This window comes from Streptomyces sp. bgisy159 (genome assembly GCF_057707805.1).
The window spans coordinates 45,655-64,608 of the sequence record NZ_JBYIQX010000027.1 but is presented as its reverse complement, the minus strand read 5'-3'; the positions used below and the strand labels follow the sequence as shown (position 1 = coordinate 64,608).

Here is an 18,954-nt window from a genome sequence, read left to right as displayed (position 1 = left end):
CTGGGCGATGACCACGCTTCTTCCGTCCGCGTCGGCGACCCCGGCGCGGACGGGACCCCCCGCCGCCGGAGCGGCCACCCCGGCCGCGGCGGTGACCCGCCGCCCGGCCGTGGGGTCGGTCCACTCGTGGGACCTGTCGACCGGCGTCGACGGGCCGGGCACCCGCTTCGTCACCTTCCTGTCCGGCTGCCCGCTGACCTGTCTGTACTGCCACAACCCCGACACCTGGCGGATGCGCGACGGCAAGCGCACCACCGCCGACGAGGTTGTCGGCGAGGCCCGCAAGTACACACGGTTCATCGCCGCGGCCGGCGGCGGCGCCACCGTCAGCGGTGGGGAGCCGCTCCTGCAGCCGGTCTTCACCGGCGAGCTGCTCAACCGCTTCAAGCACGAACTCGGTCTGCACACAGCCCTGGACACCTCGGGCTTCCTCGGTGTCCGCGCCACCGACGCCCTGCTGCGGGACACCGACCTCGTCCTGCTCGACATCAAGTCCTGGGACCGCGACACCTACCGCAGGGTGACCGGCCGGCCCCTGCAGCCCACCCTCGACTTCGCCCACCGGCTGGCCGACCTCGGCAAGGAGGTCCACGTCCGCTTCGTTCTCGTGCCCGGCCTCACCGACGCCCCTGACAACATCGAGGGAGTCGCCGCCTTCGCCGCCTCGCTCGGCAACGTCACACGCGTCGACGTCCTGCCCTTCCACAAGCTCGGCGAAGCCAAGTGGCAGGCCCTCGGCCGGCCCTTCACACTGCATGACACACCCAGCCCCACCATGGAGCAGACCGCTCTGGCGCGCGCCGTCTTCGCCGCTCACGGCCTCTACGCGGTCTGAGACGTCCTCTCGCGCGGGTGCGCCGGGCGCGGCACCCGGGCCGATGCGGCAGGCCCCGCCCGCTTCGGCGCCAGGACCGTACCCTGGAGGCATGAGCACCTCCACCGGCCCCGAACCGCGCGCCCCGAAGCCCGCGCTGGTCTTCGACGATCCGCTGGACCAGCAGTCCACGGACGACCAGGACCGAGGCTGGGGCGAGCGGCCGACCACCGGCGACGCGGCGGCGGACCTGAAACGCTTCCTCGACGAAAAGCCGCCCCACCACCTCTGAGCACGACGGGCCTCGCGGACCAGGGACCGCAGCGCCCCGGCGATTCCCGTTACGACCTGGTGGATTCCGGGCCACGCTGCGATACCAGCGTGTCGCGGATCTCCTTCAGCACCTCCAGCTCGGTCACCTCGATGACCTCGACGGTGCCCTCCCGTGCCTTCTGGCGGGCCTCCTGACGCGCCAGGTACCTCGACATCGGCAGCACCATCAGGAAGTAGACGACCGCCGCGGTGATCACGAAGGTGAGCGTCGCACCCAGGACGGACCCCCAGAGGATCATCACCCCGCTCGTGACGGTGCCGTCCGCCGCCTTCGCGCAGGGCCCCTTGAGACAAGAGCTGTAGCTGTCGAGGTTCTGTGTGCCGATCGCCCCGACCACCGGGTTGATGACGCCCTTCACCACCGAGTTCACGATGTTCGTGAAGGCGGCGCCGATGACCACCGCCACCGCCAGGTCGACGACGTTGCCGCGCATCAGGAAGGTCTTGAAGCCCTGCAGAACGCTGGGGCCCTTCTTCTTGCTCACCTCGGTGACTCTCCTCGTATTCACAGGTTGTGGAACAAACAGCTCCGCAACCTACGTCAGAGTCAGGCCGAGGTGTCCAATTCGGTAGCTCGATGGGGGGACTTGACAGCACATCCCTCACAAGTCGGACCAGTGGACTCAGCACAGTGTCACCGCCAGCCGTGCTGTCGCGCCGGCGCCCGCGAGACGCGCCGCGATGGTCCGCGGCACCGACAGAACGACCAGCGCACCGCCGTCGACGGAGACGCCCGCGTCCTCGGTCGGCTCCGGCACGTTCGTCACCAGCGCGCCCCGTGCGACCACGCGCGCGTCCGCGCCCGAGGCGGTCTGCCCGGCGGCGATCACGTCGACCCGGTCGCCGGGGCGCAACAGGCGCACCGCGCCGGCGTCGGCGATGCGCACCGGCGCGGAGACTGTCTCGGCAGCCCGGTGCCGCCGGTCCCGCTCGCCGCTTACCGGACGGGCGTGCGCTCGCGGGCCGTCGCCCGGGTGGCCGGGTGGCCGGTCGGCCCCGTCTCCGGGGCCCGCGGCGACCAGCGCGGCGGCGGTGACGGCGAGGCCCAGCGCCAGGGCCCGCCTGCGAGACCGGAGGAGCCGTTGTAGCTGATACCTCCCCCCGCGCACCCGAACGGGAGCGAACGGCGGCACCTCACACGTGGGGGGCGCGTCCGCACCCGGCGGATGCGAGGTGCCGGGCACGGGGGAGGCGGGGGAGTCGGACCAAGGCACGAAGGGTGGGGGAGGCATGGACATGAGTCACCACCTGCGGCGAGAGACGGGCTTGCACGGCCCACCATGAGCCCTCGGGCCGCCGCCCGTCGGAGCCTGTGGACTACCGACGGGTTGTGGACAACTCCCTCACTCGAAGGAGATTCCACACCCCGAAGTAGTCCGGAACCACCTCCGGAGTCCGCTCGGGAAGCCCCGCTCCCACTCTTACGGCAGCTCGAAACCCGGGTCCATCCCGCCCAGCGCGCTCACGCAGAGGCAGTCCCGTTCCCCGGTCGCGGGCAGCGCCGCCACCGCGTCGAACAGCACGCCCCGCATCCGGTCCACATTGGCGGCGAAGACCCGCAACACCTCGTCGTGCGAGACGCCCTCACCGGTCTCGGCGCCCGCGTCCAGGTCCGTGACCAGGGTCAGCGACGTGTAACAGAGTTCGAGTTCCCGGGCGAGCGCCGCCTCGGGGTGGCCGGTCATACCCACCACGGACCAGCCCTGCGCCTGGTGCCACAGTGACTCGGCCCGGGTCGAGAATCGTGGGCCTTCCACCACGACCAGCGTTCCGCCGTCCACCGCCTCCCAGTCATGCCCGCGCGCCGCCTTCAGCGCCGCCGCCCGACCGGTGGGGCAGTACGGGTCCGCCAGGGAGACGTGCACCACGTTCGGCACGCTCCCGTCGGGCAGCGGCAACCCGTCGAAGTACGAGTTCGAGCGGGCCTTCGTACGGTCCACCAGTTGGTCGGGGACGAGGAGTGTGCCGGGCCCGTACTCGGGGCGCAGACCGCCGACCGCGCACGGGCCGAGGACCTGGCGCACACCGACCGAACGCAGCGCCCAGAGGTTGGCCCGGTAGTTGATCCGGTGAGGCGGCAGGTGGTGCCCGCGCCCGTGCCGGGGCAGGAAGGCGACCCGCCGCCCGGCGACCTCACCGAGGAAGAGGGAGTCGCTGGGCGCTCCGTACGGAGTGTCCACCTGAACCTCGGTCACGTCGTCGAGGAACGAGTAGAACCCGGAGCCGCCGATTACACCGATCTCTGCGTTCGCCATGACCAGCACACTAGCCTGCGCTCCCAGGCCATGGGCTCATCCGTGCGAACGGACGGCGGCTGCTCCCTCACGACGTGTCGAAGGCCCTGCCGTCCCGGGGGACGGCAGGGCCTTCGACAGCAGACCTCAGGCGGCGGAGGAGCTGGAGGTCGACGTCTTCGACTCCGAGGAGGAGGACGACGAGGAAGAAGAGTCCGAGGTGGACGTCGACGACTTGGACGACGCCGGCGAGCTGCTCGACGAGGAGCCGCGGCTGTCGTTGCGGTAGAAACCGGAGCCCTTGAAGACAATGCCGACCGCGGAGAACACCTTCTTCAGGCGGCCACCGCAGCTGGGGCACTCGGTCAGGGCGTCGTCGGTGAACTTCTGCACCGCCTCAAGGCCCTCGCCGCACTCGGTGCACTGGTACTGGTAGGTCGGCACTGTCTTCCTCCTGGCACTCTCACTCAATGAGTGCTAACGACGGTCCATACTGACGCATTCCTCGGGATCAGTCCACTGTCACGGGCGCGCGGTGACCGACGCCACGTGCGACGGTACGGCCGCGGGGGCGCGCCACGAGGCGCGAGCGCAGCGCCAGCAGGGTCGCCAGGGCGAGCACCGTGCCCCCCATCGGCACGAGGAATCCGGCGCCGCCCCAGAAGCGGTCCTCCAGCTGTCCGGCGACGGTGACGGCTCCGGCCTGCCCCAGCGCCACCGCGCCCGTCAGCCAGGTGAAGGCCTCGGTGCGCGCGCCGGCCAGGACGAGACCCTCGACGAGCGTGTAGCCGGTGATCAGCGCCGGCGCGATGCACATGCCGACGAGAAGCCCCAGGCCGGTCAGGAGCAGCACCGAGTGCGCGGCCCAGAGGCCGGACGCGGCCAGTGCGAGCGCCGCGTACCCGACGACGAGACGGCGCTGCGGGGCGGCCCTCCAGGCGATCGCGCCGCAGGCGATGCCGGAGAGCATGTTGCCCGCGGCGAAGACGCCGTACAGGACACCGTTCAGGCCGGGCTCGCCGATCGACTCGGTGAAAGCCGCCAGCGAGACCTGCATGCCGCCGAAGACGGAGCCGATGCCCAGGAACACGACGATGAGGACGCGCACGCCGGGGACGCGCAGGGCCGAGGCGTGCTCCACGCGCGCGTGCCGGCTCGCGGCGACCGGCGGCTGGGTGCCCTTCTGGGCTGCGAAGAGCAGGCCGCCGAGCAGGGTCAGCGAGGCTTCCGTCACCAGGCCCGCCGCCGGGTTCACGGTGGTGCACAGCGCGGTGGCCAGCAGGGGGCCGACAACGAAGGTCAGCTCGTCCGTGACGGACTCGAAGGCCGCCGCGGTGGACATCAGGGGCGAGTCCTTCAGCGTCACGCCCCAGCGTGCGCGCACCATGGGCCCGACCTGCGGGACGGAGGCGCCGGTGGGGACGGCCGCCACGAAGAGCACCCAAAGAGGCGCGTGAGCCAGCGCGAGCGCCGTCAGGGTGAGGCCGGCCAGCGCGTGCACCAGCACACCGGGGACCAGCACGGCGCGCTGGCCGTAGCGGTCGGCCAGGCGCCCGCTGTACGGCGCGAACAGCGCCATGGAGACGCCGGTGACGGCCGCGGCGGCGCCCGCCGCCCCGTACGAGCCGGTGGTGTGCTGCACGAGCAGCACGATGGAGAGGGTGAGCATCGCGAACGGCTGGCGCGCCGCGAAACCCGGCAGCAGGAACGTCCATGCGCCGCGGGTGCGCAGCAGTTGCCCGTATCCCGGGCGGGAGGATGCCGACGAGCCCTTCGACGGCTCGGTGGTGACCGTGGATGCCACGGCCCGTGCCTTTCTGCCGCCTGGTAGCGCGCCTGTGCGGGGGCGCCGAGAGCTGTCCTCTTGCGCGCACTGCGGTAGATACCGGCGTCCCTTGTGGGGAGCTTTCCGGCCGCCATACGGTCGCGCCAGCTCTGCGTCAGGCAGAGTTGGTTCGATCAAGGTGCGCCTTCATGGTACAGGGATCACTGTTGGTCATGCCTGTGAAAACGAGCACCACGACGACGTCTGCCTGTGATTGTCCAGGGCGTGAACGGTGCGAAACGCGCACTTAACGTGCGGCCTCGCCTCCTGTGCCGAGCCAGCCGGCCAGCTTGCCCCCGCGTGCGACGGCGCGCAGCCGCCGCTCGGTGGCGTCCCGCACCGGGTCGGTGGTGACGACGAGCAGTTCGTCGTTGCGGCGCAGCACCGTACTGGGCAGCGGGACGAACGATGTCCCGTCCCGTACGACCAGGGTGACCGCGGCGCCGGTCGGCAGCCGGAGCTCGTTGACCTCGACGCCGTGCATCTTCGAGTCCTCGGGGATCGCGACGGACAGCAGATGTCCGCGCAGGCGCTCCAGGGGCGCCGACTCGATGCCGAGATCGGTGGCCTCGGAGTCGTCGCCCAGGCGCAGGGTCCGTGCGAGCCAGGGCAGTGTGGGGCCCTGGACGAGCGTGTAGACCACGACCAGGATGAAGACGATGTTGAAGAGGCGGCGGCTGCCCTCGACCCCGTTCACCATGGGGATCGTCGCCAGGATGATCGGTACGGCGCCGCGCAGGCCGGCCCAGGACATCAGTGCCTGCTCCCGCCAGGCCACCCGGAAGGGCACCAGGCACAGCAGCACGCTCAAGGGGCGCGCCACCATCGTCAGTACCAGGCCGATGACGAGGGCCGACCACACGTCCCCGAACAGTTCGTGCGGAGTGACCAGGAGGCCCAGCAGGACGAACATGCCGATCTGGGCGATCCAGCCGAGCCCGTCGGCGAACCCGCGCGTGGCGGGCCAGTGCGGCAGCTTCGCGTTCCCCATGACCATCGAGGCGAGGTAGACGGCGAGGAAGCCGCTGCCGTGTGCCAGCGCGCCCGCCGCGTACGCCGTGATCGCGATGGCCATGACGGCGATGGGATACAGACCGGAGGCGGGCAGTGCGACGTGCCGCAGCCCCCAGGAGCCCGCCCAGCCGATGGCGAGCCCGACGGCCGCGCCGATGACCAGTTCCAGGGCTATCTCGCCCAGCAGCGCGTACCAGTGCTCGACGGGGCCGGCCGCGGAGAAGGCGACGACCAGGATGACCACCGGGGCGTCGTTGAAGCCGGACTCCGCCTCCAGCGTGCCCGTCACGCGCGCGGGAAGGGGAATCTTGCGGAGTACGGAGAAGACCGCGGCCGCGTCCGTCGACGACACCACCGCGCCCACGATGAGCGCCTGCCGCCACTCCAGCCCGACCAGGTGATGCGCCGCCGTCGCCGTGATGCCGACGCTCACCGCGACCCCCGCCAACGCCAGGGTGGAGGCGGCCGGCAGGACGGGTCTGATCTCTTTCCACTTCGTGCCGAGACCGCCCTCGGCCAGGATCACGACGAGCGCCGCGTAGCCGATGACCTGAGTGAGTTCGGCGTTGTCGAAGTGGATGTCACCGATGCCGTCCTGGCCCATGAGCACGCCGATGCCCAGGTACACGAGCAGGCTGGGGAGTCCGCTGCGCGAGGAGATCCGGACCGCTGCCACGGCGACGAGCAGGACGAGCGAGCAGACGAGGAGGAGCTGGTTGAGGTGGTGAACAGTCAGCGGCGGTTCCCTTCCCTGGCGCACGCGCCTTGCGCGAGGGCGCACACATACACCGGGCGCGACAGCCGTGCGCCCCGGATAACTACTTCGTTACCTTACCTAACTCTTGACGTTTTCTTGACGCTGGTCCGGGCAGGATCGAACGTCCTTGCGTGCTGGTTCCCCACTCCGAGTCAAGTGGCGCCGGGCCCTGCGCCTATGGTTGCTCCAGCGCTCATTCAAAAGGACAGCCCGCTTTGCCGCTCGCGTTAGGACAGCAAGGACAGCGATGCCCCCCAACACCACCGCCACAACGGGTGACAAGCCCGGCAAGTCAGGCAGGAAAAAGGGGCGCAAAGCCCGTCTTTTCGTGCTCGTACTGGTGCTGGCCCTCATCGGCGGTATCGCCTTCGGCGCCTACTGGTCCGTCAGCACCGTCCGCGCCTCCTTCCCGCAGACGACCGGGTCGATCACGCTGCAGGGCCTGTCCGGACCTGTCGACGTGAAGCGGGACGGCCACGGCATCCCGCAGATCTACGCCTCCTCGGACGAGGACCTGTTCATGGCGCAGGGCTACGTCCAGGCGCAGGACCGGTTCTACGAGATGGACGTGCGCCGGCACCTGACGTCCGGGCGCCTGTCGGAGATGTTCGGCAAGAGCCAGATCGACAACGACGAGTTCCTGCGCACCCTGGGCTGGGACCGGATCGCCAAGGAGGAGTACGACAAGGTCCTGTCGGCCTCCACCAAGAAATACCTCCAGGCGTACGCCAAGGGAGTCAACGCCTACCTCGACGGCAAGGACGGCGAGGAGATCTCGCTGGAGTACGCGGCGCTCGGCTTCAGCAACGACTACAAGCCGGCCCAGTGGACCCCCGTCGACTCGGTCTCGTGGCTCAAGGCGATGGCCTGGGACCTGCGCGGCAACATGCAGGACGAGATCGACCGCGCGCTGATGACCAGCCGTCTCGGCCCCCAGCAGATCGCCGACCTGTACCCGAAGTACCCGTACAGCCGTAACCAGGCGATCGTGCAGGAGGGCCAGTACGACGAGCTGACCGAGACCTACGAGCAGGGCAGCGGGGCGGGCGACTCCGAGGGCTCCGCCACGGGGTCCGGGACGAGCGGCACGGCTCTGTCCACGGAGACCGAGGGGTCGGCCCTCCAGAGCCAGCTCGGGGGCCTTTACGACGTCCTGGACGACCTGCCCACCGCCGTCGGCGTGAACGGTAACGGCATCGGCTCCAACTCATGGGTCGTCGGGGGGCAGCACACCATCACCGGGAAGCCGCTACTGGCCAACGACCCTCACCTGTCGCCCGCGCTGCCCTCCGTCTGGTACCAGATGGGCCTGCACTGCCGCAGCCTCACCGGCAAGTGCCAGTTCGACGTCGCCGGCTACACCTTCGCCGGCGTGCCCGGTGTGATCATCGGTCACAACCAGAAGATCTCCTGGGGCATGACCAACTCCGGTGTCGACGTCACCGACCTCTACCTGGAGAAGCTCACCGGCGACGGCTACCTGTACGACGGCAAGGTGCGGCCGTTCACCACCCGCGAGGAGACGATCCGGGTTGCCGGCGGGGCGTCGAAGAAGATCGTCGTCCGGCAGACCGAGGACGGGATGCCCCTGCTCTCCGACCGCAGCGACGAACTCGTGGACGTCGGCAAGCGGGCCGGCGTCGACACGGCCGCCCCCGACCGCGGCGACGGCTACGGTGTCGCCCTGCGCTGGACCGCCCTCCAGCCGGGCACCACCATGGACGCCGTCTTCGTGATGGACAAGGCGACCGACTGGGAGGACTTCCGCGGGGCGGCCAAGCTGTTCGACGTCCCCTCGCAGAACCTGGTCTACGCGGACACCGACAACCACATCGGCTACACCCTGCCGGGCAAGATCCCCACGCGCGCGAAGGGCCACGACGGCTCGATCCCGGCCCCGGGCTGGGACCGCAAGTACAAGTGGACCGGCTACATCAAGTTCGACGAGCTGCCCTACGAGTACGACCCGGAGCGCGGCTACATCGTGACCGCCAACCAGGCCGTCGTCGACAAGGACAAGTACCCCTACACCCTCACCACGGACTGGGGGTACGGCGCCCGCAGCCAGCGGATCACCGACCTCATCAAGCAGAAGATCAAGGGCGGCGGCAAGGTCTCGACCGACGACATGCGCCAGATGCAGCTGGACAACAGCAGCGAAATGGCCAAGCTGCTCGTGCCCAAGCTGCTGGACATCGACCTCGACGACCCGGACGTGCGCGACGCCCAGAAGCTGCTCCAGGGCTGGGACTACACGCAGGACGCCGACTCCGCGGCCGCCGCCTACTTCAACGCGGTCTGGCGCAACATCCTCAAGCTCGCTTTCGGCCACAAGCTGCCCAAGGAACTGCGCGTCGAGGGCCAGTGCCTGTGGGTCGACCCGGTCAACACCACCGGCCCGGTCGACGACACCCGCAAGGTGCGCGAGTGCGGCGAACGCGACGCGGACCAGGCCCAGCCGGACGGTGGCGACCGCTGGTTCGAGGTCGTCCGCACCCTCATGGAGAAGCCGGACAGCCCGTGGTGGACGACGCCCAAGTCGGGCACCCGTCCCGGCGCGACCAACCGTGACCAGCTGTTCGAGCGAGCCATGATCGACGCCCGGTGGGAGCTGACCGCCAAGCTCGGCAAGGACATCGACACCTGGAGCTGGGGACGCCTGCACCGCCTGTTCCTGAAGAACCAGACGCTCGGCACCAGCGGACCCGGCTTCCTGCAGTACATCCTCAACCGCGGGCCGTGGAAGCTCAGCGGTGGCGAGGCGGCGGTCGACGCCACCGGCTGGAACGCCGCCGGTGGCTACGAGGTCGTCTGGGTCCCCTCGATGCGGATGGTGATCAACCTCGACGACTTCGACAAGTCCAAGTGGATCAACCTCACCGGTGCCTCGGGGCATGCCTTCAGCGCCCACTACACCGACCAGACGGGCAAGTGGGCCAAGGGCGAACTCCTCGACTGGTCCTTCTCCCGGAAGGCCGTCGACGAGGACACCGGCGACAAGCTCGTCCTGAAGCCGTGAGCCGGCCGGACCACTAGCGCGAGGGGGCTTCCACGTGCCCGTGGAAGCCCCCTCGAGCCGTCCGGCTCGCTCGTCCGTCAGCCGCGCCCGAAGCGGCGCACCGCGGAGGGCGTCACCACGGCGTGCACCGGCCGGTCGTGCGCCTCGGCCGGAACACGATCCACGATTTCCGCGTCGTACAGGAGCACCACCAGGGCGGGGTGTGCTCCCGCGTGCTCAAGACGCGAGAGCACACGGTCGTACGAGCCGCCACCACGCCCCAGCCGCATACCGTGCGCGTCGACGGCGAGCCCCGGCAGCAGCACCACGTCGGCTTGCGTCACGGCGCCCGGTCCGAGCCGCGCGCCGGTCGGTTCGAAGAGCGCCATCCCGCCCCCGTGCTGCACCCGCGCGAGTGACCCCTCGCCGGCGTACGCCCCCCAGTCCAGGTCGTTGTCGGGCAGCAGCGCGGGCAGCAGGACGCGTACGCCCCGCGCGCGCAGCGCGTCGAGCAGTGTGAGGGTGCCGGGTTCGCTCCCCACGGAGACGTACGCCGCCACCGTGCGCGCCCGCGCCAGCTCGGGCAGCTCCAGGGCGCGCCGGGCAAGGGACGCGGCGGCTTCCCGTACGTCATCCGACGTCAATGTGTTCCTCACCGTGATGAGCTCTCGGCGCAACATACGCTTGTCAGACTCGGCGGTGCCTTTGGCGTGCATGACGCTCCCGTTCTGTTCGAATTCGTTCATATGAACACCTATTGACCGGGGCGGCAGATTCCTCTCAAAGGCAGCCGATATGGTGACGGGCATGACTCAGTCGCACCCCAGGATCACCAAGGCTGTCATCCCCGCAGCCGGGCTCGGCACCCGGTTCCTGCCGGCCACCAAGGCCACTCCCAAGGAGATGCTGCCGGTCGTGGACAAGCCGGCGATCCAGTACGTGGTCGAGGAGGCCGTCTCCGCAGGTCTCGATGACGTTCTCATGGTCACGGGCCGCAACAAGCGCCCCCTGGAGGACCATTTCGACCGCAATTACGAGCTTGAGTCGGCTCTGGAGAAGAAGGGCGACGCCAATCGGCTCGCGAAGGTCCAGGAGTCCAGCGACCTCGCGACCATGCACTACGTGCGGCAGGGCGACCCCCGGGGTCTCGGGCACGCCGTGCTCTGCGCCGCGCCGCACGTCGGGCAGGACCCGTTCGCCGTCCTGCTGGGTGACGACCTGATCGACCCGCGCGATCCGCTGCTCAAGCGGATGATCGAGGTGCAGGAACAGCGCGGCGGCAGTGTCGTCGCGTTGATGGAGGTGGCGCCCGAGCAGATTCACCTCTATGGGTGCGCGGCGGTGGAGGCCACCACCGACGGCGACGTCGTCAAGGTGACCGGGCTGGTGGAGAAGCCCGACCAGGCTGACGCCCCTTCCAGCTACGCCATCATCGGCCGGTACGTCCTCGACGCGAGCATCTTCGACGTCCTGCGCAAGACCGAGCCGGGACGCGGCGGCGAGATCCAGCTCACCGACGCCCTGCAGCAACTCGCCCAGGACGAGAAGGTCGGCGGCCCCGTCCACGGAGTCGTCTTCAAGGGCCGCCGCTATGACACCGGCGACCGCGGCGACTACCTGCGGGCCATTGTCAGACTCGCGTGCGAACGTGAAGATCTGGGTCCGGACTTCCGATCCTGGCTTCGCAGTTACGTCACCGAGGAGTTGTAACCACGTTGAGCACCGCCGCGCCCCGCTCCACCGGCCAGGACCACCTGTGGTCGGTCGACGAGCACCTGGACGACATCCTCGCCACCGTCCGCCCCCTGGAACCGATCGAGCTGCAACTGCTCGACGCCCAGGGCTGTGTTCTGGTCGAGGAGGTCACGGTGCCGGTCTCGCTGCCGCCGTTCGACAACAGCTCCATGGACGGGTACGCGGTGCGGGTCGCGGACGTGGCGGGTGCCGGTGAGGAGTTCCCCGCGGTCCTGGAGGTCGTCGGGGACGTCGCGGCCGGCCAGGCCGAACTGCTCCACGTGGGCCCCGGGCAGGCCGCCCGGATCATGACCGGCGCCCCGCTGCCGCCGGGAGCCGAGACCGTCGTCCCCGTGGAGTGGACCGACGGCGGGCTCGGCGAGGGCCCGGTCGGCGGTATGCGTGCGCGCAGCCTCGCCCCCGAGGGCGCCACCGGGCATGTACGCGTGTACCGGTCGGCCGAGGCACGCGCGCACGTGCGCGCGCAGGGCAGCGACGTGAAGGCCGGCGACCGGGCCCTGGAGGCCGGCACCGTTCTGGGCCCTCCGCAGATCGCTCTCCTGGCCGCGATCGGCCGGGGCACCGTCCGGGTGCGCCCGCGCCCGCGCGTGGTCATCGTGTCCACCGGCAGCGAACTCGTCCAGCCCGGCGAGGACCTCGGCAACGGTCAGATCTACGACTCCAACAGTTTCGCCCTCACTGCGGCGGCCCGTGACGCGGGCGCCATCGCCTACCGGGTGGGCGCGGTCACCGACGACGCGGAGACGCTCCGCTCGACCATCGAGGACCAGCTCGTCCGTGCCGACCTCTTGGTCACCACGGGCGGTGTCAGCGTCGGGGCGTACGACGTCGTCAAGGAAGCGCTGTCCCACGTCGGGGACGAGGACGAGGCGGGCAGCGGCATCGAGTTCCGCAAGCTCGCCATGCAGCCGGGCAAGCCGCAGGGGTTCGGGTCCATCGGTCCGGAGCACATCCCGCTGCTGGCTCTGCCCGGCAACCCGGTGTCGTCGTACGTGTCCTTCGAGTTGTTCGCCCGACCGGCCATCCGTGCCCTGATGGGCCTCGCTGATGTCCACCGGCCCACCACGCGTGCGAAGCTGGCCGCGGACCGGGCTCTTGCCTCCCCGAAGGGACGGCGGCAGTTCCTGCGCGGCACCTACGCCCACGGCACGGTCCGTCCGGTCGGCGGTGCCGGATCCCATCTGGTCGCCGCCCTCGCGCACGCCGACGCACTGATCGTCGTCCCCGAGGACGCCGAGACCGTCGAGCCGGGCGCCGAGGTCGAGGTCGTCCTGCTCGGCTGAACCGGCGCGCGAACCCGCCTCCGCGCCCGCCCGCACTCCGGTCCTGGACGTCTGAGCGCCCGGTCGTGGGGGTAGCGTGTCGCGCACAGCAGGCCCGCGCGCCGCACCGCGGACGGGCCCGGACCGGGAGCGCCGAACGAGCATGAGTACGCAGGACCGACTGACGCACATCGACGAGGCGGGGGCCGCCCGCATGGTCGACGTCTCCGGCAAGGACGTGACGGCGCGCACGGCGCGCGCCAGCGGGCGGGTTGTCGTCTCGCCCCGCGTGGTCGAGCTGCTGCGCGGAGAAGGCGTGCCCAAGGGTGACGCGCTGGCCACCGCGCGCATCGCGGGCATCATGGGTGCCAAGCGCACCCCGGACCTGATCCCGTTGTGTCATCCCCTGGCGCTCTCCGGTGTGAAACTGGACTTGTCGGTCGCGGACGACGCCGTGGAGATCGTCGCGACAGTGAGGACGACGGACCGTACCGGTGTCGAGATGGAAGCGCTCACCGCAGTCTCCGTCGCCGCACTCACCGTGATCGACATGGTCAAGGCGGTCGACAAGGGAGCGGTCATCACGGACGTGCGCGTGGAGGAGAAGACGGGCGGAAAGTCGGGCGACTGGAGCCGGTCGTGAGCGGCGCGCCGTCCGCCGGTGACGCGCGGCGCGCGCCGTATCGCGCGCTGGTGGTGACCGCCTCCAACCGCGCCGCCGCAGGCGTGTACGAGGACAAGGGCGGCCCCTTGGTCGCCGAGGGGCTCCAGCGTTTCGGCTTCACCGTCGACGGACCGCGGGTGGTCCCCGACGGGGCTCCGGTGGAAACCGCCCTGCGTGCCGGTGTGGCCGCCGGGTACGACGTGATCGTCACGACCGGTGGAACCGGTGTCTCGCCCACCGACCGTACTCCCGAGGCCACCCGCGCGGTGCTCGACCACGAGGTGCCGGGCATCCCGGAGGCCATCCGCGCGTTCGGCCGGGAGAAGGTGCCGACCGCGGCGCTCTCGCGGGGCCTGGCCGGAGTGGCGCAGCGGACACTGATCGTCAACCTGCCCGGCTCCTCGGGCGGGGTGAAGGACGGGCTGGCCGTCCTGGAACACCTGCTGGTCCACGCCGTCGAGCAGATCCGAGGGGGTGACCATCCCCGGCCCGACGCTCAGGCGGCGCCGACCGGTGACGACGGTTCCAGACGTTCCCCCAGCGCTGCTCAGGGCGGGGCGGGAACTCCGGGGGGTGCGCGCTGAACAGTCCATCCTGGCCCGTGCGACTGGTGGAGGGCGATGTCGTCCTGCGGCCGATAAAGCTGCGCGACCAGCGCGCGTGGCGTGAGGTGAACCGGCGCAACCGGGACTGGCTGCGCCCCTGGGAGGCGACCATCCCGCCGCCCGCTCCGAGCGGACCCATCGCGCACCGGCCGACCTACCGCCAGATGGTCCGGCACCTGAGGTCGGAGGCGGGCGCGGGCCGGATGCTGCCCTTCGTCATCGAGTACGAGGGGCGGCTCGTCGGGCAGCTGACGGTGGCCGGGATCACCTGGGGCTCGATGTGCTCCGGGCACATCGGCTACTGGGTCGACGAGGCGGTCGCCGGCCGCGGGGTGATGCCGACGGCCGTGGCGCTGGTGGTCGACCACTGTTTCCGCGGTGTCGGACTGCACCGCGTCGAGGTCTGCATTCGCCCCGAGAACGGGCCCAGCCGCCGCGTGGTGGAGAAACTTGGATTCCGGGACGAGGGGCTGCGGCCCCGTTATCTCCACATCGACGGAGCCTGGCGGGACCACCTCGTCTACGCACTCACCGCAGAGGAAGTGCCCGAGGGACTGCTGACCCGCTGGCGGCGCTCACGAGCCCAGCGCGCGCCCCGCGACCACGAGGACGCGCCGGGGAATCGGACCACCCCCGGAAATTGAATAAATGTTCGAAATTGATCGCCGCGTGACCAGCTGCGGGCATTGAATTCCCCTCCGTGGCGGCCTGGTGATCGCATCGATCACAAAAAAAGCTCGAAATATCAGCCAGATCGTGCGACACACCGGCCCAATTGGCGGATGGCCTCGCGCAAACCCCTCTACGGTGTGAGGCGTGAGCAGCAGCGGCCTCATCTACGCAGTCATTGTCGGGGCCTGGGCCGCCTACTTGGTGCCGATGTGGCTCCGTAGGCAGGACGAGCTGAACGAGGCCCGTCCGACGGAACGCTTCAGCACAGCCATCCGGTTGCTGTCCGGACGGGCGGGGATGGAGCGCCGGTACGCCAAGGACCTGCGGGCGCGCTCCGCCGACGAGGCGGAGCCGGATGTCGACCCGGACGCCGTCACCGACGCGGTGGACGTCCGGGCCTTCGCCATGCCTCCCACGCGCCCCCAGGTGTACGTGGCGCTCCACGAGCGGGAGCACGGCCAGGGCCTGGAACCGGGGCGTGAGTCCGCGCATGAGCCGCGTGGCCAGGCCGGTCACGCGGACCATCCCGCGCGTACGGCCGGTGGGGCGACCGCGCGGGAAGCCGGTCACGTGCCGGGCCGCGAGGGAAGTGCCGGCGTGTCGTCGCGGCGCGAGCCCGCGCGCGCCGCGGAGCCCGCATCGGCGCGTAAGCGGATGCCCGGAGCCCGGCGCACGGCCCGCCCTGCCGCGCCCACCGGGCCGGCCGCGCAGGCGGCTGCCGCGCGCGCACGGCGCATGAAGGTTCTCGCGCGCCGCCGGCGCACGACGGTGATGCTGTTCCTCGCATTCACGCTGGGTGCGATCGTCGCCGCCGTCGGGGGGCTCGCGTTCCTGTGGGCGCCCGGTGTGCCCGCCGTCCTGCTCAGCGCGTACATCGCGTATCTGCGCTCCCAGGAGCGTCGGCGCTTCGCGTTTCAGATGGACCGGCAGCGCGCCGAGGCGGCCGCACAACGACTGAAGGAGCGCGAGCGCCACCCGCGCCGGCGCGCGTCCGCGTCCGTGCCCCTCGACTCCGAGGCGGAACCCGGCGCAGAGGAGCCTGATCAGGCGCCCGAGCCGGAGACCGACCCTGGACTGCTCGCGCGCGCCGCCGACCGGCGTGCGCTGGTCGAGCAGACGGACCACGCCGAGTGGGTGGACCAGCAGCGTGAGCGGCGACGGCCGGGGCCGGGGGAGAGCTGGGAGCCCGTGCCGGTTCCGCTGCCGACGTACGTCACCGCGCCGGTCGCGCCGCGGGCCACGGCGGATGTGGATCTTGGGGCACCCGACACCTGGAGTTCGGCGCGTTCGAGCGCGGTCACGCCGGCGTACGAGGAGCACGAGGAGCGCGAGGAGCGCGAGACCGGCGCCGAGATGGGCGAGAGCGCCGCTCCCGCGGAGGAGGAGGCGGACGGAGGCGAGCGCAGTGACGCGCGACGGGCCGCGTCCGCTCGGCGGTCCCGGGAGCGGGTGCGTACGCCGCTGTTCGACCAGTACGAGGACGGTGACCGGCCCAAGGCCGCCAACGAGTGAAACGGGCCGGGGCGGGGGCGCGCGCCGGCCCGCGCCCGGCTCCTCGTGCGCGTCGGCGCGTGCCGGGCCCCCCACGCCCACGCCGTGCCCGCCCCCTGCAGCCTTGCCTGTGTCGCGGTCCTTCCGCCCGACGTGCACCCGCGCTTCCTCTCCCTGCACGCCCTGTCCGCGTCGGCTGCGCCCCTCTTCCACACACACCGCCCCCGCCCACTCCCTTGCACGCCCACTCCCTTGCACGCCCACTCCCTTGCGCGCCCACTCCCTTGCGCGCCTCCGCCACCTCCCTTGTGAGCCCCCGCCCCTCGCAATCCGTTCCCCGTTCCGCCAGCCCCGTCTAGGGCACCCCACTCCCACCTGCCCTAACCCCGCCTCACCCCGCCATGCGCCCCACCCCGGCCTCGCCCGCGCGCCCACGCCCTCACGCCCTTGAGGCTCACCGAGGCCCTCCGACGGCCTCCGACGCCCCCGCCTCCACCCCCCGGAACGGATTTTTGAGCAGGCCGATGGGGGTGCTAGAGTTTCACTCGTTGCAAGGGCCTGTGGCGCAGTCCGGTAGCGCACCTCGTTCGCATCGAGGGGGCCAGGGGTTCAAATCCCCTCAGGTCCACGCAATGACCGTTCCGGCTTCGGTCGGGAGTGGTTCGGGAGATCCCGTTCAGTTCATCGAACTGAACGGGATCTCGTCGTTTCGGAGGTCGCGCGGCTTCTGGTCGGCGCCCGGCAGCGGCAGTTGTCCGTGTTGGAGCCTGGAGCCTGGCGGCTGGGGGCTGGGGCTCACAGGTTGGCGCGGTAGTTTCGGCGCTGTTCCGGCCGGGTGAGGTCGAGGGCCGGGTGAGGGTGACGGCCGGGTCCCGCGGGCCAGTTGGCGCGGTGGGTGGCGGCCTGTGCGACCGCCGCTGTATGGGCGCAAATGGAAGGAAATATTTCGATTTTTCCTGACCGGGATTTGGCTTGCGATGCCTGGCGCTCGGCGGAAACATGCAGCATGATCCTTGTCGGATGATGATGACTGTGCTGGGGGGCGCACATGGGGGCAGATCTCCGATTCACCGTGCTCGGCCCCTTAGCGGTCGAGGCCGACGGGGTGCCGGTGTCGGTGGGCGGCGCGCGGCAGCGGGCCATTCTGGCGCTGCTCGTCATCAACCCGGGGCGCGTCGTGCCGGTGGACACTCTCATCGACGTCGTGTGGAACGGCAGGCCCCCTTCCACGGCCCGCACCCAGGTCGCGATCTGCGTGGCCGCGCTGCGCAAGGCGTTCAAGGGTGCCGGCGTGGCGGACGACGTGATCGTCACCCAGCATCCGGGCTATCTGCTGGACGCGTCGCGGCACGAGATCGACTGGCTGGTCTTCACCGGTCTGGTGAGCCGGGCCGAGCAGGCCGTGGCCGAGAACCGGCTGCCCGAGGCGGCGCAGCACTATGCGCAGGCCCTCGGATTGTGGCGCGGTCCCGCGCTCAGCGGGGTGATGGGGCGTCCGGTCGAGGACGAGGCGTCCCGGCTGGAGGAGCGCCGGCTCAATGCCTTCGACGATGCCAGCGCCGTGCACCTGGCGCTCGACCACCACCAGGAGATCATCCCGGAACTGTCCGCCGTCGTACGGGAACACCCGCTGCGGGAGCGGACGTTGGGGCATCTCATGCTGGCGCTGTACCGGGCCGGGCGGCGTGCGGAGGCGATGGACGCGTTCCGGGCGGCGCGCAAGCAGTTCGTCGAGGAGCTGGGGCTGGAGCCCGGCCCCGATGTGCAGAGCCTGCACGACGCGATCCTCAACGACGATCCCTCGCTCGCCGCGCCCGACAGCCCGGTCGGCCAGGCCGCCGGAGCCTCGGGCCGTCCCGGCCCGGTGCCCTCCGAACTTCCGCCCGGCATACCGGGCTTCATCGGCCGGGAGGCCGAACTCGCCGATCTGGACGCGCTGCTGACGGAGCCAGGGAACGCGCCGGGGCCCCGGGTGGGGCTGATCACCGGGGTGGCCGGAGTGGGGAAGACGGGGATCGCGGTCCACTGGGGCCACCGGGTCCACGAGCACTTCCCGGACGGCAGCCTGTACGCGGACATGCGCGGCTACGACGGCCTGCACACACCCACCGAGGCCGGGGACGTGCTCGGGCGCTTCCTGCGCTCGCTGGGCGTGGCCGCGGACCACGTGCCGACGGCGCACGAGGAGCGGATCGCGCTGTACCGGTCGCTGCTCGCCGGACGCCGCATGCTGGTCGTCCTGGACAACGTCCGTCACTACGCGCAGGTGCGCGACCTGCTGCCGGGTGTCGGCGAGTGCTGTGTGGTCGTCACGAGCAGGGAGACGCTGGAGGACCTGGTCACCTGGCCGCCGCAGGCGCGGATCCAGCTGCGGCTGCTGGCCGAGCGGGAGGCGGTCGGGCTGCTCGCCGCGATCGCCGGCGAGTCGCGGATCGCCGCCGGTCCGGCGGACGCGGCGGCCCTCGCCCACCTGTGCGACGGGCTGCCGCTGGCGCTGCGTATCGCGGCCGCCCGGCTGGCCTCCCGGCCG

The 18,954-nt window shown here is 70.9% G+C and carries 16 protein-coding genes, 1 tRNA gene and 1 pseudogene; 11 read left to right on the top strand and 7 right to left on the bottom strand.

What is annotated here, in order from left to right; all coding sequences use genetic code 11:
* Window positions 1–7 precede the first annotated feature (7 nt).
* Together pflA and AC3ET3_RS24060 are read left to right on the top strand one after the other, a co-directional pair.
* Window positions 8–835, top strand: a complete 828-nt coding sequence (gene pflA / locus AC3ET3_RS24065; RefSeq protein ID WP_432138478.1) for a pyruvate formate-lyase-activating protein — start codon at window positions 8–10, stop codon at window positions 833–835.
* Between the two features lie 91 nt (window positions 836–926).
* Entirely contained in the window at window positions 927–1,106 is a 180-nt protein-coding gene (locus AC3ET3_RS24060) for a hypothetical protein (protein ID WP_432138477.1), read from the top strand.
* Between the two features lie 49 nt (window positions 1,107–1,155).
* Here AC3ET3_RS24060 and mscL read toward each other — a convergent pair whose 3' ends face one another.
* The 6 genes from mscL to AC3ET3_RS24030 form a co-directional block, all read right to left on the bottom strand.
* Window positions 1,156–1,632 (bottom strand): large conductance mechanosensitive channel protein MscL, encoded by a 477-nt coding sequence (mscL, locus tag AC3ET3_RS24055; RefSeq protein ID WP_432138476.1) that lies wholly within the window; start codon window positions 1,630–1,632, stop codon window positions 1,156–1,158.
* Between the two features lie 138 nt (window positions 1,633–1,770).
* Complete coding sequence (locus tag AC3ET3_RS24050; RefSeq protein ID WP_435612855.1) at window positions 1,771–2,385, bottom strand: hypothetical protein; 615 nt, start codon at window positions 2,383–2,385, stop codon at window positions 1,771–1,773.
* A 183-nt stretch (window positions 2,386–2,568) separates the two neighbouring features.
* On the bottom strand, window positions 2,569–3,402 hold the full coding sequence (locus tag AC3ET3_RS24045) for an S-methyl-5'-thioadenosine phosphorylase (protein WP_432138474.1): 834 nt from the start codon (window positions 3,400–3,402) through the stop codon (window positions 2,569–2,571).
* 126 nt (window positions 3,403–3,528) lie between these two features.
* Complete coding sequence (locus AC3ET3_RS24040) at window positions 3,529–3,825, bottom strand: FmdB family zinc ribbon protein (protein WP_432138473.1); 297 nt, start codon at window positions 3,823–3,825, stop codon at window positions 3,529–3,531.
* Between the two features lie 67 nt (window positions 3,826–3,892).
* Window positions 3,893–5,185 (bottom strand): MFS transporter, encoded by a 1,293-nt coding sequence (locus AC3ET3_RS24035; RefSeq protein ID WP_435612854.1) that lies wholly within the window; start codon window positions 5,183–5,185, stop codon window positions 3,893–3,895.
* 268 nt (window positions 5,186–5,453) lie between these two features.
* The gene (locus tag AC3ET3_RS24030) at window positions 5,454–6,980 is read right to left on the bottom strand and encodes a potassium/proton antiporter (protein ID WP_432138471.1); all 1,527 of its coding nucleotides are present in this window, start codon (window positions 6,978–6,980) and stop codon (window positions 5,454–5,456) included.
* 244 nt (window positions 6,981–7,224) lie between these two features.
* On the opposite strand from AC3ET3_RS24030, the gene AC3ET3_RS24025 reads away from it, so the two are divergent.
* Window positions 7,225–9,996 (top strand): penicillin acylase family protein, encoded by a 2,772-nt coding sequence (locus AC3ET3_RS24025; protein ID WP_435612853.1) that lies wholly within the window; start codon window positions 7,225–7,227, stop codon window positions 9,994–9,996.
* A gap of 77 nt (window positions 9,997–10,073) precedes the next feature.
* On the opposite strand, the gene AC3ET3_RS24020 is transcribed toward AC3ET3_RS24025, so the two are convergent.
* Window positions 10,074–10,655: a 5-formyltetrahydrofolate cyclo-ligase gene (locus tag AC3ET3_RS24020; RefSeq protein WP_432156395.1), complete on the bottom strand. Its 582-nt coding sequence runs from the start codon at window positions 10,653–10,655 to the stop codon at window positions 10,074–10,076.
* Between the two features lie 127 nt (window positions 10,656–10,782).
* On the opposite strand from AC3ET3_RS24020, the gene galU reads away from it, so the two are divergent.
* From galU to AC3ET3_RS23980, 8 genes and pseudogenes are all read left to right on the top strand, one after another.
* Window positions 10,783–11,685: a UTP--glucose-1-phosphate uridylyltransferase GalU gene (galU, locus tag AC3ET3_RS24015; RefSeq protein WP_432138469.1), complete on the top strand. Its 903-nt coding sequence runs from the start codon at window positions 10,783–10,785 to the stop codon at window positions 11,683–11,685.
* A 5-nt stretch (window positions 11,686–11,690) separates the two neighbouring features.
* On the top strand, window positions 11,691–13,013 hold the full coding sequence (gene glp, locus AC3ET3_RS24010; protein ID WP_432138468.1) for a molybdotransferase-like divisome protein Glp: 1,323 nt from the start codon (window positions 11,691–11,693) through the stop codon (window positions 13,011–13,013).
* Window positions 13,014–13,155: 142 nt separating this feature from the next.
* Window positions 13,156–13,635: a cyclic pyranopterin monophosphate synthase MoaC gene (gene moaC / locus AC3ET3_RS24005; RefSeq protein WP_432138467.1), complete on the top strand. Its 480-nt coding sequence runs from the start codon at window positions 13,156–13,158 to the stop codon at window positions 13,633–13,635.
* Window positions 13,632–14,240 carry a MogA/MoaB family molybdenum cofactor biosynthesis protein gene (locus tag AC3ET3_RS24000; protein ID WP_432138466.1) on the top strand — a complete coding sequence of 203 codons (609 nt, stop codon included), beginning with the start codon at window positions 13,632–13,634 and terminating at the stop codon, window positions 14,238–14,240. Before moaC ends, AC3ET3_RS24000 begins: the two co-directional genes overlap by 4 nt.
* 17 nt (window positions 14,241–14,257) lie before the next feature.
* Window positions 14,258–14,905, top strand: coding sequence for a GNAT family N-acetyltransferase (locus AC3ET3_RS23995; RefSeq protein ID WP_432138465.1), 648 nt, complete (start codon window positions 14,258–14,260; stop codon window positions 14,903–14,905).
* 172 nt (window positions 14,906–15,077) lie between these two features.
* The gene (locus AC3ET3_RS23990; RefSeq protein ID WP_432138464.1) at window positions 15,078–16,445 is read left to right on the top strand and encodes a hypothetical protein; all 1,368 of its coding nucleotides are present in this window, start codon (window positions 15,078–15,080) and stop codon (window positions 16,443–16,445) included.
* Window positions 16,446–16,978: 533 nt separating this feature from the next.
* Window positions 16,979–17,052 (top strand) — tRNA-Ala (locus AC3ET3_RS23985).
* Between the two features lie 420 nt (window positions 17,053–17,472).
* Window positions 17,473–18,201 (top strand): annotated as a pseudogene (locus AC3ET3_RS23980) (AfsR/SARP family transcriptional regulator); the annotation flags it as partial.
* Window positions 18,202–18,954 lie beyond the last annotated feature (753 nt).

What these genes read in the sequence shown, in the direction of transcription:
- AC3ET3_RS24025 (WP_435612853.1), top strand. Translation starts at nt 7,225, where the DNA reads ATGCCCCCCAACACCACCGCCACAACGGGTGACAAGCCCGGCAAGTCA.
- AC3ET3_RS24045 (WP_432138474.1), bottom strand. Translation starts at nt 3,402, where the DNA reads ATGGCGAACGCAGAGATCGGTGTAATCGGCGGCTCCGGGTTCTACTCG.
- AC3ET3_RS24020 (WP_432156395.1), bottom strand. Translation starts at nt 10,655, where the DNA reads ATGTTGCGCCGAGAGCTCATCACGGTGAGGAACACATTGACGTCGGAT.
- AC3ET3_RS24050 (WP_435612855.1), bottom strand. Translation starts at nt 2,385, where the DNA reads ATGTCCATGCCTCCCCCACCCTTCGTGCCTTGGTCCGACTCCCCCGCC.
- AC3ET3_RS24060 (WP_432138477.1), top strand. Translation starts at nt 927, where the DNA reads ATGAGCACCTCCACCGGCCCCGAACCGCGCGCCCCGAAGCCCGCGCTG.
- pflA (WP_432138478.1), top strand. Translation starts at nt 8, where the DNA reads ATGACCACGCTTCTTCCGTCCGCGTCGGCGACCCCGGCGCGGACGGGA.
- galU (WP_432138469.1), top strand. Translation starts at nt 10,783, where the DNA reads ATGACTCAGTCGCACCCCAGGATCACCAAGGCTGTCATCCCCGCAGCC.
- moaC (WP_432138467.1), top strand. Translation starts at nt 13,156, where the DNA reads ATGAGTACGCAGGACCGACTGACGCACATCGACGAGGCGGGGGCCGCC.